Here is a 13,646-nt window from a genome sequence, read left to right on the forward strand (position 1 = left end):
AGACCAGAACAATATGGATCCAGAATTATTCAAGCAGCTGGCCAAGGAGCAGATTCTCGCCGCCGCGGCACAGCGCCGGACGCTGGAAATCCGCGGCGGCGGCAGCAAGCGCTGGTACGGCCAGCTGGTGCAGGGCGAACTGCTGGATACGCGCGCTTATAGCGGCGTCATCGATTATGAACCGACCGAGCTGGTGATTACCGCGCGCTGCGGCACGCCGCTGGCCGAAATCGAAGCGTTGCTGGCGCAGCATAACCAGGTGCTGCCATTCGAACCGCCGCATTTCGGCAGCGCCGCTACGCTGGGCGGCATGGTCGCCAGCGGCTTGTCCGGCCCGTCGCGGCAGGCGGTCGGCGCATTGCGCGACTTTGTGCTGGGCGCGGTGCTGATGGACGGCAAAGGCGATATCCTGCATTTCGGCGGCCAGGTCATGAAGAACGTGGCGGGATACGATGTGTCGCGTCTGCTGGCCGGCTCGCTTGGCACCCTGGGTTTGATCCTGGAAGTTTCTCTGAAAGTATTGCCGCGTCCGCTTGCCAGCAGCAGCCGCCGGTTTGCCATGGGCGAAGCCGAAGCGATACGTAGCCTCAACCAGTGGGGCGGTTTGCCCTTGCCGATTTCCGCCAGCTGCTGGCAGGATGGCCAGCTGACGCTGCGCCTGTCCGGTGCACAGGCCGCGGTGAGCGCCGCCGAACAGAACCTTGGCGGCGAAGCGGTCGCCGATGCGGACGATTTCTGGCAGGCGCTGCGTGAACAGACCCACGCCTTTTTTGCACCGGCGGCTGCACAGAAGCCCTTGTGGCGGCTGGCGCTGCCGTCCACCGCAGCGCCGCTGGCATTGCCCGGCGCTGTGCTGATCGAGTGGGGCGGGGCGCAACGCTGGCTGTTCACCGATACCGACGCGCAGGCGATCCGGAGCGCGGCTGCCGCCGCCGGCGGCCATGCCACCCTGTACCGTGGCGGCGACAAGGATGCCGGCGTATTTCATCCGCTGGCGCCGGCGCTGGCGCAGATTCACCGACGCTTGAAGGCCAGCTTTGATCCGGCGGCGATTTTTAATATCGGCCGCATGTACCAGGATTTCTAGTCCGAACCTTAACCAACCTCTAGCGCAGCAAGCCATGCAAACCAATCTAGCCGACTTCATCAAGAATACACGGGCAGGCAAGGAGGCCGATGCGATCCTGCGCGCCTGCGTGCATTGCGGATTCTGTACGGCTACCTGCCCGACATATCAGCTGCTGGGCGATGAGCTGGATGGCCCGCGCGGCCGCATTTATCTGATCAAGCAGGTGCTGGAAGGAACCAAGGCCACTGTCAAGACCCAGTCGCACCTGGACCGCTGCCTGACCTGCCGCAATTGCGAATCGACTTGTCCGTCCGGAGTCGAATACGGCCGCCTGCTTGATATCGGCCGCAAGGTGGTGGAAGACCAGGTGCCGCGACCCGTCGCGCAGCAGCTGACGCGCCAGTTATTGAAAGAATTGTTGCCGCGCCCCTGGCTGTTCAAGCCGGCCATGGCGGCCGGCCAATTGCTGCGGCCCTTGCTGCCGCGCAAATTGAAAAACAAGGTACCGGAAAAGCAGCAAGCGGGAATTTTCCCGCGCCGCGAGCATGCGCGCAAGATGCTGCTGCTGGATGGCTGCGTACAGCCCGCGATGTCGCCCAATATCAACCGCGCGGCGGCACGGGTTTTTGATGCGCTCGAAGTGCAATTGCTGGTGGCGCCCAAGGCCGGCTGCTGCGGCGCCATCCGGTATCACCTGAACGACCAGGCCGGCGGCCTGGACGACATGCGGCGCAATATCGACGCTTGGTGGCCGTATGTGATCGGCAGCAATGGACAGGGCGTCGAGGCGATCGTCATGACTGCCTCCGGCTGCGGCGTCACGGTCAAGGAATACGGCCATCTGCTGGCGGCCGATCCGCTGTATGCAGTCAAGGCCAAAGCCATCTCAGCGCTGACCAAGGACCTGAGCGAAATCTTGCCGGCGTTCGAAGCTGAGCTGCAGGAAAAATTGCAGGGAAAAATTCCCCAGCGCGTGGCTTACCATCCGCCCTGCACCTTGCAGCATGGCCAGCAGATCCGCGGCAAGGTGGAAGGCCTGTTGCGCAGCGTCGGCGTCGATGTGCAGCTGTGCGCCGACAGTCATTTGTGCTGCGGTTCGGCCGGCACTTATTCGGTATTGCAGCCGGAACTGTCGTATCGCCTGCGCGACAACAAGCTCAACAGCCTGCAGGCGACCCAGCCGGACATGATCGTTTCCGCCAATATCGGCTGCCTGACCCATCTGCAATCAGGCACGCAGACGCCGGTCAGGCATTGGATAGAACTGCTGGACCAGGCGCTGGCCTGACGCTCCGCAGAAAGCTGTCGGCGCGGCGCCGTTAAAACTGATGGCGGATGCCGACTGCCGCGACAAACTGTTTGCCGTTGGACGACGGCGTGCCATTTTGCGAATCGCCGACTACGGCGACGGCGTCGACCGCTGTCACGCCATCTTTGCCCAAGGTCTGGCCGTACGCCTTTTGATAGGTTTCCAGGAAGTAGAGCGCGGTGCGTTTAGAGAAATCGTAGGTCTGCTCCAGGGACAGCTGCTGATAACGGGCCGGGTTGCTGATACCGTTGGCGGCCGTTTCGCGCGTATAGCTGTAGCCGGCTGCCACCGTAATGGCCGGCGTCACCTTGTAGCTTGAAATCAGGCCTGCCGTGTTGAAACTGGCCTGGTGGGTAAACAATGAATCCGCTCCGGGCGCCATCTGGACATTGGAAAAATTCAAGCCCAGCATCAGGTTGCCCGACGCCTGGTACCTCGCGGCCGCGGCAACCATCTGCACCGACCTGGCGGAGGCATAACCGGCGTTGACGGGGGACTGGGCATAGCTGCCTGAAGTGACGTTCGGATCCCAGGGCGCAAAACCTTTCAGATTGTTGTTGGCCAGCTTCAGGTATCCCAGCGCGACGCTAAACGCATTGATGTCGTATCGCAGCGCCGCACTCACGGTATTGCCGGATCCCATGGCGCCGGCGTTTTCGCCGAAACCGTACAAGGCGCTGGCCTGGAAACCGGCTATCACCGGTGTCGCATAAACCAGGGAATTGTTGATGCGTATCGTCGTGTCGAGGCCGTCCAGGTCGCCTGGATGGGCGCCTGTGGCGCCTGTCAGCACGCCGGTCGGTCCCAGCCCGCCGACGTAACGCCAATACGGCGTGTACTGGCGCCCGAGGGTGAAGGTGCCGTAGCCGGCATTGCTCAAGCCGATAAAGGACTGGCGGTTGAACGCCTTGCTAGGGTCGCTTTGGGCGCCGTTGTCAATGCTGAATCCCTGCTCTAGCGTGAAGATGGCCTTGCTGCCGCCGCCCAGGTCTTCGCTGCCGCTGAAACCCAGTTTGCTGGCATTCAGGTTGCCGCTGTTCATATAGGTGTTGGCATGACCGCGCTGGCTGCTGGAGTAGATGATCGCAGCGTCGGCGGTGCCATAGATGGTGACGCCGTTTTGCGCCCGGACTTGGCTCGCGCCGGCCAGCGAGGCGGCTGCTGTCAGCAGCGCCAGTGTTTTGTGTTTCATGTGTCTCCCGTATGGTTATTGGACTGCTTCAGAACGTGGGCTTGGTGATTCTTATCTGGACTTCACGGTAGCCATCGACGATGGCGTCGCTGATGACGATGGCGTCAGTCGCCAACCGCCGGGTTTCGTGCTGCGGCAGGAGCAGGACTACGATGTCGGACGCCAGCTGCACGCCGCTGCATCCGACCGCGATTTCCAGGACGGACGCCTGACTCTGCACATGGATTTTCCACAGGCTGCTCTGGCCATTCTTGTGAGCATGGCTGACGCCGTCATCGTCGAAAAATTCGGTGGTGAAACTGCCGCCGGCCTGGTGCGGAAAGACCATGAAGCTTTGCTGCTGCGCGGGCCGGTTGAAATGCTGTTCGGCGACATTGACGGCGATGGCGCTGCCGGCCCTGGCCAGCAGCGGCGGCCGGTCGCCGACGGCGGGCAGTACAATTTCCTGGCCGCCGTGGTGATGCGCGCCGCTCCAGAAATCATACCAATCTGCACCTGCCGGAAGATACACGGCGCGGCTGTGCTGGCCCGGCTCTACCACGGCGGCCAGCAGCAGGCTCGGGCCGACCAGCATGTCGTCGTTTTCCGCGAAGCATTGCGGATCGTCGGGAAACGCCAGGAAGGTCGGCTTGATCATCGGTTCGTAATGCTGGTGGTAGCGCCACAGCAGATCGTAGAAATAAGGCGTCAGGCGGGCGCGCAGCTTGAGCAGGTTGCGGATGGCGCCGGTGATTTCCGGATACATCCAGGCTTCGTTGACGGTCTTGTCGTCGTTCCACGAGTGGATCGAAAAGCGCGGCATGAAAATGCCGAACTGCACCCAGCGCAGCAATAACTCCGGGCCTGGCGCCGGGCCGCTGAAGCCGCCCACATCGTGGCCGGTGTTCGAAATACCGGACAGGGCCAGGCCGATGCCCATCTTGATGTTGTACTTGAGCGTCTGCCATGAAGTGTAATTGTCGCCGGACCAGGTCTGCACGTAACGCTGCATGCCGGCCGCGCCGGAACGCGAAACCAGGTAGGGCCGCTGCTGCGGCGCGAAGGCGGTTTGCGCTTCTTGCGAAGCGGCCATCATCAGCAAGGTTTGCAAGCCCTTGGCCTCGACCGCCTTGAACGGCTTGCCGAAGCCGTTGACGCTGGCTTGCGGATTGAGCACCTGGAATTCGTTGTTGTCGTTCCAGGTGCTGGTGATGCCGTATTCCAGCAGGGAGCTGGTCACCGCCTGCTTCCACCAGTCGATGGTGTCAGGGTTGGTGAAATCCAGGTAGGCGCCGATTTCATCCCAGAACTGCACCAGCTCCGGTTCGCCATTCTGGTCGTTGATGAACAGGCCAAGATCGCGCGCTTCGGCAAAACACGGATGGTCCTGCAACAGGCAAGGCTTGATGTTGGCGCACAGGCGCACGCCATGCTTCAGATAGTGCTGTGCAAATTCCTTGGGATCGGGGAATTTCTCGCGGTTCCAGTTGAACACATAACGCTTGTCGCCGATCGAGGTGTAGCCGGACGAGAGGTGGAACGATTCGCACAGCATGTCGTGCTGCTCGCAGTTCTCCAGGAATTCATTCATCTTTTCCTGTGCGTTCGGGGCGTCGGTATATGTCATGGTCGAACCGGAATAGCCCAGTCCCCATTTCGGCGTGAACGCCGGCTGGCCGGTCATCCAGGTATAGCGCCGCACCACCTGCTCCATGTCGTCGCCGGCGATGAAGTAATAATCCAGGTCGCCATGGTCGGCGACGAAATAGCGGTAGTGGCCGTGATAGTTGTCCAGTTCGCAGCCCATGTCCAGCTTGCCTTCCGACAGCGTGTCGTAGAACAGGCCGAAGGTGGTTTTTTGCCGCTTGTTCCAGGTCAGGTAGAACGGGATGTGCTTGTACAAGGCGTCCGTGCTGCTGGCGTTGTAGCCCATCGCATCGATGGTTTTCAGGGAATAGCTGCGGCCGTGGCGGTTGGTTTCGCCGCTGCGTTCGCCGAGGCCGAAATACATTTCGTCGCCGGCGTCGCGCTTGAGGTAGTGATAGACCTTGTCGTCCCAGTAGCCGAAATTGATGTGCTGCGTGCGGCGGTCCTGCGCGGCGTTTTGCCAGACGCCGTCCTTGCAGGTTTCCCAGCTGCAGGACAGGCCTTTGAGCTGCACCGTCAGCCGGATTTTCCCGGTCTCGATCTGCAAGGCGCCGCCATGTTCTTCTGCGGTGTAGGCAGGCTGTGCGAAACCTGCCAGCGAGAAGCGGTCGCGCCCTGCCAGCGGCAGCTGCTGGTCGCCCGGCGCAATCGCCCAGGTGCGCGGGAAGCGCAGGCTGGCGTCGGGCAGCACCATGACGCGGATGATGTCTTGCTCCAGCACGAAGATGTAAGCGGCCTGGCCGCCGGATCCCTTGAGAGTGAGCATGGCGCCGTTGCGGGCGGCGAGGTGAAACTCGGGTATTTGCTTGACCGACATTAAAATCTCCAGTTTCTTGTTCAGTTGCGGGCAACGCTGCTGTCTTTGTAGCCGCGATACAGCAGGAACAGGATCGTCGCGCCCACCACGTCAAACATGCCGAGCGCGGCGAACAGCGGGGTATAGCCGATGGATTCGGCCAGCTGCCCGATCAGCAGCGAAAACGAAAGTCCGCCGATCCAACTGATCATGCCGGTCAAGCCGTTGGCGGTGCCGACTTCCCGGGTGTTGAAGACGTCGGTGGTCATGGTGTTGACCAGGCCGGAAATCATTTGATGGGAAAAGCCGCCTATGCAAAACAGGGCGATCGCCACGTAAGGACTTTCCACATAGCCGACAAAACCGACGCTGGTCATCAGCAGCGCGCCGGTGGCGATGCCGGCGATGCGCGAGCTGACCAGCTTGAACTTGAAATGTTTCATCAGGAACGGCGACAGGTAGCCGCCCAGGATGCCGCCCATGTCGGCGGCGAAGAATGGCATCCAGCCGAAGATGGCGAATTCTTTCAGGTTCATGCCGCGCACCGAAATAAAGTACAGCGGAATCCAGAAATTGAAGGTTTGCCAGGCGGGTTCTGCCAGGAAGCGGGTGATGGCGATCCCCCAGAAGCGGCGGGTGCTGACGATCGCCCGCACCGACGGCTTGGCGTGGGCCTGGCTTTCGGCAATGCTTTCCTGGCCGGAGAGGATATAAGCGCGTTCCGTATCGGACAGGTTGGGATGGTCCTTGGGGGCGCGGTAAAAGAAGAACCACAAGCCGGCAAAGATGAAACCCAGCGCGCCGGTCGCAATAAACGCCGATTGCCAGCCGTGCTTGTACAACAGCCATGCTACGAGCACAGGGGCGATCACCGCCCCCATCGAGGTGCCGGCGTTAAAGTAACCCACGGCCACCGAACGTTCCTGTTTGGGAAACCATTCCGATACTGCTTTTACCCCGGCTGGGATCGCGACGGCTTCGGTCAGACCGAGCAAGCCGCGGAAAAACGCCAGCGAGATCCAGCCAGTGGCAAAGCCGTGCAGCATGCCGACCACCGACCAGGCGGCGGCAAACAGGGCAAAACCTATTTTCAAACCGAGAAAATCGATGATGTAGCCGCATACCGGCTGCATGATGGTGTAGGCCACCTGGAAAGCCGCCACTACATACGAATATTCTTTGGTGCTGAACGCCAGGTCGTGTTTCAGCGTGTCCGCCAGTACGCCCAGCGAGTTGCGCGATATGTAGTTGAGTATGGTGCCAAAACAGACGAGGGCGATGATCCACCAGCGTAGGCCTTTGATATGTTTCATTGTTGTTGTCTCGGTTGGTTTTTATTTATGTGATTGAGCGCCAGCCGGCATTACGACGATTCCGGGATGGCGGGACCGGAAAAATCCATCCGCAGCTCGCAGATGAACGTGTGGCCCGGAGATAAAATCTGCAAGCCGGTATTGCTGAAACCGGACTGCGCCAGGTTGACTGCGTTGGCGACATGGGTCACCGGTTCGATGCAGAAGTAGTCGCCCGCCTTTGGCGCATGCAGCACCAGGTGCGACAGCAGGGGCGAGGCGGAGATCGCGATCTGGTGTTGCCGGCCGTCGCCGATCTTGGCGCGCCGGTTCCAGCCGCCGTAGTACAGCGTCAGTTCTTCCTCTTGCTCAATGCTACGCGGGCTGCCGCGCGGGTTGCCATAGTCGTGCTGCGGAGGGACGTCGCCGACGCCAGTGGCGACATGTTCGGCATCGGCTTGCCACAACTGTTGCGCGGCAAAGCAAACCTGGCGGGCAAAGCGCCGCGGGAAATACGGGTGGAAGCCTGCGCCGAGCGGCATGGGAGGAAGCGTCGCATCGCTGGTGTTGGTGATCTCCATCTGCATGGCGAGCGCGCCGGCGGCCAGGCTTATCGTCTGTTTTGCCTGGAAGCGCCAGGGCCAGCCGCTGTCGCCGGCGGCATGGACATACAGCATGGCTGCGCTGCTGCCGTCGCAATCCAGCAGCTGCCACTGGGCGCGGTGGCCAAAGCCATGCATGGCGTGTGCTTCTCCCGGGTGCAGCGGCAGGCTGAGGTCCAGGCCGGCCCAGGAAAATGCGCCGCCGCGGATGCGGTTGGAGAACGGCAGCAGCGGGTAGATGCCGGCCTTGGGCCAGGCGCTCGCCTGAAAACCATGGCGGCGGCAGTGTTCCGGCATGGGAACGATCCAGTCGATTACATTTCCGTCTTGCGACGAGCTGAGAGAAGTGACGCGGCCGCCGGCGGACGGCGACAGCGTCAAATGCCAGCCGCCGTTGCTGAGGCTGATTTCCGGTGAGAGCAGGAGTTTTTTCATTGGGCGCTCGGCAGGTGCTTTAGCGCAGCAGGCAAGGCTTCTTGTTGTCGAACTTCCAGCCCGGGATCAGGTATTGCATGGCCACGGCGTCGTCGCGTGCGCCCAGCCCCATGCCGCGGTAGAGCTGATGCGCCGCTTCCAGTTCCGCCAGGTCGAGCTCGATGCCGAGGCCCGGTTTTTTCGGCACTTCGACCATGCCGCCGGCGATCCGCAGCGGCTCTTTGGTCAGGCGCTGGCCGTCTTGCCAGATCCAGTGCGTGTCGATGGCGGTGATGTCGCCCGGAGCCGCGGCGGCGACGTGGGTGAACATTGCCAGCGAGATATCGAAGTGGTTGTTGGAATGCGAACCCCAGGTCAGGCCCCATTCGCGGCACATCTGCGCCACCCGCACCGAACCCTGCATGGTCCAGAAGTGCGGATCGGCCAACGGGATGTCGACCGATTGCAGCTGGATCGCATGGCCCATTTCGCGCCAGTCGGTTGCGATCATGTTGGTGGCGGTCTGCAAACCGGTGGCGCGGCGGAATTCCGCCATTACTTCGCGCCCCGAAAAACCGTTCTCGGCGCCGCAGGGATCTTCGGCATAGGCCAGCACCGCGTGCTGGTCGCGGCACAGGCGGATGGCGTCCTTGAGCAGCCAGCCGCCGTTCGGATCGAGCGTGATGCGGGCAGCGGGGAAACGTTCGGCCAGCGCCGTCACTGCTTCGATTTCATCTTCGCCGCGCAGCACGCCGCCCTTCAGCTTGAAATCGTTGAAGCCGTAGCGTTGGTACGCGGCTTCGGCCAGCGCCACCACTGCCTGTGCGTCCAGGGCGGGTTCATGGCGCAGCCGCAGCCAGTCGTCGGCGGCGTCCGGCGCGCTGGCGTAGGGCAGGTCGGTGGCGTTGCGGTCGCCGACGTAGAACAGGTAACCGAGCATTTTCACCGCATCGCGCTGCTGGCCTTCGCCCAGCAATGCCGCTACCGGCACGCCAAGGAATTTGCCCAGCAGGTCGAGCAGGGCGGCCTCGAGCGCCGTCACCGCATGGATCGCGATGCGCAGGTCGAAGGTTTGCAGGCCGCGGCCGCCGGCGTCGCGGTCGCCGAACGCTGTGCGCGCGCTGTTGAGGATGGCCTGGTAGCTGCCTATGGATTTTCCCAGCAGCAGCGGGCGCGCATCTTCCAGCGTTTGCCGGATGCGTTCGCCGCCCGGCACTTCGCCGACGCCGGTATTGCCGGCGCTGTCGCGCAGGATCACGATGTTGCGCGTGAAATAGGGGCCATGCGCGCCGCTCAGGTTGAGCAGCATGCTGTCGCGGCCGGCCACCGGCACCACGCGCATGTCGACGATATGGGGAGTGCCTGGAACGGCAGGGCTGGTGTTCGAATCTGTCATGACGGGTTGCCTGTGGCTGTATATTTTGTGGTTGTTTGTTATCTTAATTGCTACAAATGGGACCGCTACCAAATCGCATTCGAATAAATGGTAGCGGTCCCATTTTTGGCTGTCAACGGATTTTTTGGGATAGGGCGGATTAAACGCTGGCGCGCTCTATGATGGTGAAGCCGAGATCGCAGATCGGTTCGGCCACGCTTTTGCCTTCGGAGCGGTCGATGATGAAACGCGCTGCGGTGCTGCCGATGGCGGTGCCGTCGATGCGGACCGTGGTCAGCGGCGGATGCAGGTCGCGTGAAAAACTGAGGTCGCCCAGGCCGATCACGGCCAGCTGGCCGGGGATGGCGATGGCGCTGGCTTGGGCCTCTATCATCACACCCAGGGCCAGCAGGTCGGAGCTGCAAAACACAGCGTCGATATCGGGCGCGCGCTGCAATAATTCCCGCAACCCGCTGCGGCCGTTGCCAAGCGTGGTGGGCGCCGTCACCAGGCAGGCCGGCACCTCGCTTTCCTGCGGCCGCGCCATGCCGAGCCGGACCGCAGCCTCGGAAAACGCCGTGGCGCGGCGCCGGCTGCGCTCATCGTCGCCGCTGATGGCGGCTACCCGGCGCTTGCCCTTGCTGTGCAGGTATTGCGCGACTGCGGCGCCGATCTTTTCATGGGAGAAACCGACCAGCATGTCGACCGGGGTCGGCGTCAAGTCCCAGGTTTCCACCACCGGGATGCCGCTCGCCAGCAAGCGCCGGCGCGCCTGCGGCGAACGGGTGATGCCGGTCAGCACGATGCCGTCCGGGCGGCGGCCGATGATGGCGTCGAGCAGGGCGTCTTCGCGCGAATTTTCATAACCGCTCTGGCCCAGCATCACCTGGTAGCCGGCGCCGGCCAGGGTGTCGGTCAGTGCTTCCACGGTTTGCAGGAACATCGGGCCGGACAGGGTCGGCACCACGGCCGCCACCAGGCGGCTTTTCTGCGACGCCAGCGCGCCGGCCAGCAGGTTCGGCACATAACCGGTCTGCAGCACGGCGGCCTGTACTTTTTGCAAAACCTTGGCGGAGACGGCGTCCGGCGTATTCAGCGCGCGCGACGCGGTAATGGGGGCGACGCCCGCCAGTTTGGCGACGTCGCGCAGGGTGAAGCCGCCGGCTTTACGGCTGCCTTGGCGGCCGCCTTTGCGGCGCGCGGTGACGTCGGCGACGACCGCATTCATCAAGGATTCTTTTTCCATGGTGAAATTCTAACATTATAAAATGATACCGTTACCATTTTGCCGGGACGATGCGACAAAATGCAATTTGCATTCTCCCTGTGCGGCGTAAATCCCATCATAATAAAAGCCTTTGAAAAATCCGCACAGGACAGGGTTCATGCCAGAGATATCAACGCTAAAGCTTAACGGTCGCCAGCAGGAGCTGTTGAGTTATGTGCAACGTGACGGTTTCGTGACGGTAGAGCATCTGGCGACGCGTTTCAAGATCACCCAGCAGACGATACGGCGCGACATCAACCTGCTGGCGGAACTGAACCTGCTGCAGCGTTATCACGGCGGCGTCGGCCTGCCTTCCAGCGCCGAGAATATCGCCTACGGCGCCCGGCAAGGCTTGTATTCCGAGGAGAAGCGCCGCATCGCCGCGCTGGTGGTCGAGCATATCCCCGACCAGGCCACGCTGTTCATCAACCTCGGCACCACCAACGAGGAAGTCGCCAAGGCCCTGAGCCGGCGCCGCAACCTGCGTGTCATCACCAACAACCTGAACGTGGCCGCCATCATGAGCGGTTATCCGGGCTGCGAGGTGATCATCACCGGCGGCGTGGTGCGCGCGCGCGACCTCGGCATCACCGGCGAAGAAACCATCGATTTCATCCGCCGCTTCAAGGTCGATTTCGGCATCATCGGCATCTCCAGCATCGAAGCCGACGGCACGTTGCGCGATTTCGACTATCGCGAGGTGCGGGTGTCGGAAGCGATCATCGAACATTCGCGCACCGTATTCCTGGTAGCCGACCATTCGAAGTTCTGGCGGCCGGCGCTAGTGCGGCTTGGCGACATTTCGAAAATCAATGCGCTGTTTACCGACAAGCCGGTGCCGGAAGCCATGGCCGGCATTTTCGAAGAAGCGAAAATCGATATATTTGTCGCTGACGACGGCGCATCGGTCGCCTAGCAAATAATTCCGCGGCGCCGTTCGTGCGCTGCAATCTTCCCTTGGCCGTGAAGTTGTGGATAGTGTTCATCTATCCACAATTAAGTTTATTCCTATCGAACAATTGCTTTTAATAAATATAAACGATTATCAATGTTCGAATTCGAACAATATACTTTCGAATATAAATATTTTATGATGTGCGGTGACATTACAAGCTTGCGTGCGGTATTGGCAGGCTTGTCCGATGAGCAAGTTGCCGACACAAGGAGATGGCTGTGGCATCAAGTGAAATTGTAGATTTGCTGGTGGTGGGCGGCGGCGTTAACGGCGCCGGGATTGCGCGCGACGCTGCCGGACGCGGACTGAGCGTGTTGCTTTGCGAACAGGACGACCTTGCTTCGCACACTTCGTCGGCCAGCACCAAGCTGATACACGGCGGCTTGCGCTATCTCGAACACTACGAATTCGGCCTGGTGCGCAAAGCGCTGCAAGAGCGCGAACTGCTGCTGCGCCTGGCGCCGCATATCATTGCGCCGCTGCGCTTCGTGATGCCGCATGTATCGAGCCTGCGGCCGGCCTGGATGATACGCGCGGGTTTGTTTTTATACGACAACCTGAGCAAACGCGAATTGCTGCCAGGGTCGCGCTCCATCGATTTCCGCAAGCATCCGGCCGGCGCGCCGCTGAAAAAGACCTTGAGCAAAGGTTTCGTGTATTCCGACGCCTCGGTGCAAGACGCGCGCCTGGTGGTGCTCAATGCGATGGACGCCAAGGAACGCGGCGCCACCATCCTCACCAAAACCCGCTTGATTGAAGCCAGGCAAGGCACCCAATACTGGGACGCCACCCTGCTGTCGACCGTGAGCGGCGAGACTAGCAAGGTCAAGGCGCGCTGTGTGGTCAACGCTGCCGGGCCGTGGGTCGCCAGCCTGCTGAACAGCGCCCTGAATACGCCGGCGCAGCATCACATCCGCCTGGTCAAAGGCAGCCACATCGTCACCAAGCGCCTGTTCGACCACGATCACGCCTATATCTTCCAGAATCCGGACAAGCGCATCGTGTTCGCGATTCCGTATGAAACCGACTTCACCCTGATCGGCACCACCGATGTCGAATACAGCGGCAATCCGGGCAAGGTCGAGATCTCGGATGAAGAAACCGCCTACCTGTGCGAATCGGTGAGCCGCTATTTCGAAACTGCGGTGACGCCGCAGCAAGTGGTGTGGTCCTATGCCGGCGTGCGGCCGCTGCTGGAAGAAGAGGTCGCCAATCCTTCCGCCGTGACCCGCGACTACCGCCTGGAATTGCGCAACGAGCAGGGATTGGCACCGGTGTTGTCGGTATTCGGCGGCAAGATCACCACTTACCGGCGCCTGGCGGAAGAAGCCATGGAGCATTTGCAGCCGCTGTTCGGTTACATGAAATCGCACTGGACCGCGCACGAAGCATTGCCGGGAGGCGATATCGCCAATGCCGACTTCGCCGATTTCCAGCGCATTTTCCAGCAGCGCCATACCTGGCTGCCGGCCAGCCTGGCGGCGCGTTATGCACGCACTTACGGCACGCGCGCGGCGCGCTTGCTGGAGGGCATCCACGACATGGCCGGGCTGGGCGAATTGTTCGGCGCCGACCTGCATGAAGCGGAAGTACGTTATCTGATGCGCTACGAATGGGCGTTGACCGCCGACGATATCCTGTGGCGCCGTTCCAAGCTGGGATTGCGTTTCGATGCCGCCGGCGCCGCGCGTTTACAGGCGTGGCTGGAGGCGCAGCAAGTATCGGCGCCGGCGGCCATGCTGGCCTGAG

General features: G+C 61.6%; 10 protein-coding genes. 4 read left to right on the forward strand and 6 right to left on the reverse strand.

Annotated elements, in window-relative coordinates; translation table 11 throughout:
* Nucleotides 1–13: 13 nt before the first annotated feature.
* Together glcE and glcF are read left to right on the forward strand one after the other, a co-directional pair.
* Nucleotides 14–1,087, forward strand: coding sequence for a glycolate oxidase subunit GlcE (glcE, locus tag CFU_RS03835; protein WP_041741221.1), 1,074 nt, complete (start codon nt 14–16; stop codon nt 1,085–1,087).
* A 34-nt stretch (nt 1,088–1,121) separates the two neighbouring features.
* Nucleotides 1,122–2,357 (forward strand): glycolate oxidase subunit GlcF, encoded by a 1,236-nt coding sequence (glcF, locus tag CFU_RS03840; RefSeq protein ID WP_014004730.1) that lies wholly within the window; start codon nt 1,122–1,124, stop codon nt 2,355–2,357.
* Nucleotides 2,358–2,388: 31 nt separating this feature from the next.
* On the opposite strand, the gene CFU_RS03845 is transcribed toward glcF, so the two are convergent.
* The 6 genes from CFU_RS03845 to CFU_RS03870 all read right to left on the reverse strand — a co-directional run bounded on the left by CFU_RS03845 (nt 2,389) and on the right by CFU_RS03870 (nt 10,903).
* Nucleotides 2,389–3,570: a porin gene (locus CFU_RS03845; protein WP_014004731.1), complete on the reverse strand. Its 1,182-nt coding sequence runs from the start codon at nt 3,568–3,570 to the stop codon at nt 2,389–2,391.
* 28 nt (nt 3,571–3,598) lie between these two features.
* Nucleotides 3,599–6,013, reverse strand: a complete 2,415-nt coding sequence (locus CFU_RS03850; protein WP_014004732.1) for a glycoside hydrolase family 31 protein — start codon at nt 6,011–6,013, stop codon at nt 3,599–3,601.
* A 20-nt stretch (nt 6,014–6,033) separates the two neighbouring features.
* Nucleotides 6,034–7,305, reverse strand: coding sequence for an MFS transporter (locus CFU_RS03855; protein WP_014004733.1), 1,272 nt, complete (start codon nt 7,303–7,305; stop codon nt 6,034–6,036).
* A 50-nt stretch (nt 7,306–7,355) separates the two neighbouring features.
* On the reverse strand, nt 7,356–8,321 hold the full coding sequence (locus CFU_RS03860; RefSeq protein ID WP_014004734.1) for an aldose 1-epimerase: 966 nt from the start codon (nt 8,319–8,321) through the stop codon (nt 7,356–7,358).
* 19 nt (nt 8,322–8,340) lie between these two features.
* Entirely contained in the window at nt 8,341–9,696 is a 1,356-nt protein-coding gene (gene gudD, locus CFU_RS03865; protein WP_041741223.1) for a glucarate dehydratase, read from the reverse strand.
* Nucleotides 9,697–9,835: 139 nt separating this feature from the next.
* On the reverse strand, nt 9,836–10,903 hold the full coding sequence (locus CFU_RS03870; RefSeq protein WP_050808716.1) for a LacI family DNA-binding transcriptional regulator: 1,068 nt from the start codon (nt 10,901–10,903) through the stop codon (nt 9,836–9,838).
* A gap of 157 nt (nt 10,904–11,060) precedes the next feature.
* Here CFU_RS03870 and CFU_RS03875 point away from each other — a divergent pair, with 157 nt between their 5' ends.
* Together CFU_RS03875 and glpD are read left to right on the forward strand one after the other, a co-directional pair.
* Entirely contained in the window at nt 11,061–11,858 is a 798-nt protein-coding gene (locus CFU_RS03875; protein WP_041741225.1) for a DeoR/GlpR family DNA-binding transcription regulator, read from the forward strand.
* Nucleotides 11,859–12,109: 251 nt separating this feature from the next.
* Nucleotides 12,110–13,645 (forward strand): glycerol-3-phosphate dehydrogenase, encoded by a 1,536-nt coding sequence (gene glpD / locus CFU_RS03880; protein WP_014004739.1) that lies wholly within the window; start codon nt 12,110–12,112, stop codon nt 13,643–13,645.
* Nucleotide 13,646 lies beyond the last annotated feature (1 nt).

The organism is Collimonas fungivorans Ter331 (assembly GCF_000221045.1).
Taxonomy (GTDB): domain Bacteria; phylum Pseudomonadota; class Gammaproteobacteria; order Burkholderiales; family Burkholderiaceae_D; genus Collimonas; species Collimonas fungivorans_A.

Excerpts from the sequence above, each read along its gene's own strand:
- glcE (WP_041741221.1), top strand. The coding sequence starts at position 14 with ATGGATCCAGAATTATTCAAGCAGCTGGCCAAGGAGCAGATTCTCGCC.
- glcF (WP_014004730.1), top strand. The coding sequence starts at position 1,122 with ATGCAAACCAATCTAGCCGACTTCATCAAGAATACACGGGCAGGCAAG.
- CFU_RS03845 (WP_014004731.1), bottom strand. The coding sequence starts at position 3,570 with ATGAAACACAAAACACTGGCGCTGCTGACAGCAGCCGCCTCGCTGGCC.
- CFU_RS03850 (WP_014004732.1), bottom strand. The coding sequence starts at position 6,013 with ATGTCGGTCAAGCAAATACCCGAGTTTCACCTCGCCGCCCGCAACGGC.
- CFU_RS03855 (WP_014004733.1), bottom strand. The coding sequence starts at position 7,305 with ATGAAACATATCAAAGGCCTACGCTGGTGGATCATCGCCCTCGTCTGT.
- CFU_RS03860 (WP_014004734.1), bottom strand. The coding sequence starts at position 8,321 with ATGAAAAAACTCCTGCTCTCACCGGAAATCAGCCTCAGCAACGGCGGC.
- gudD (WP_041741223.1), bottom strand. The coding sequence starts at position 9,696 with ATGACAGATTCGAACACCAGCCCTGCCGTTCCAGGCACTCCCCATATC.
- CFU_RS03870 (WP_050808716.1), bottom strand. The coding sequence starts at position 10,903 with ATGAATGCGGTCGTCGCCGACGTCACCGCGCGCCGCAAAGGCGGCCGC.
- CFU_RS03875 (WP_041741225.1), top strand. The coding sequence starts at position 11,061 with ATGCCAGAGATATCAACGCTAAAGCTTAACGGTCGCCAGCAGGAGCTG.
- glpD (WP_014004739.1), top strand. The coding sequence starts at position 12,110 with ATGGCTGTGGCATCAAGTGAAATTGTAGATTTGCTGGTGGTGGGCGGC.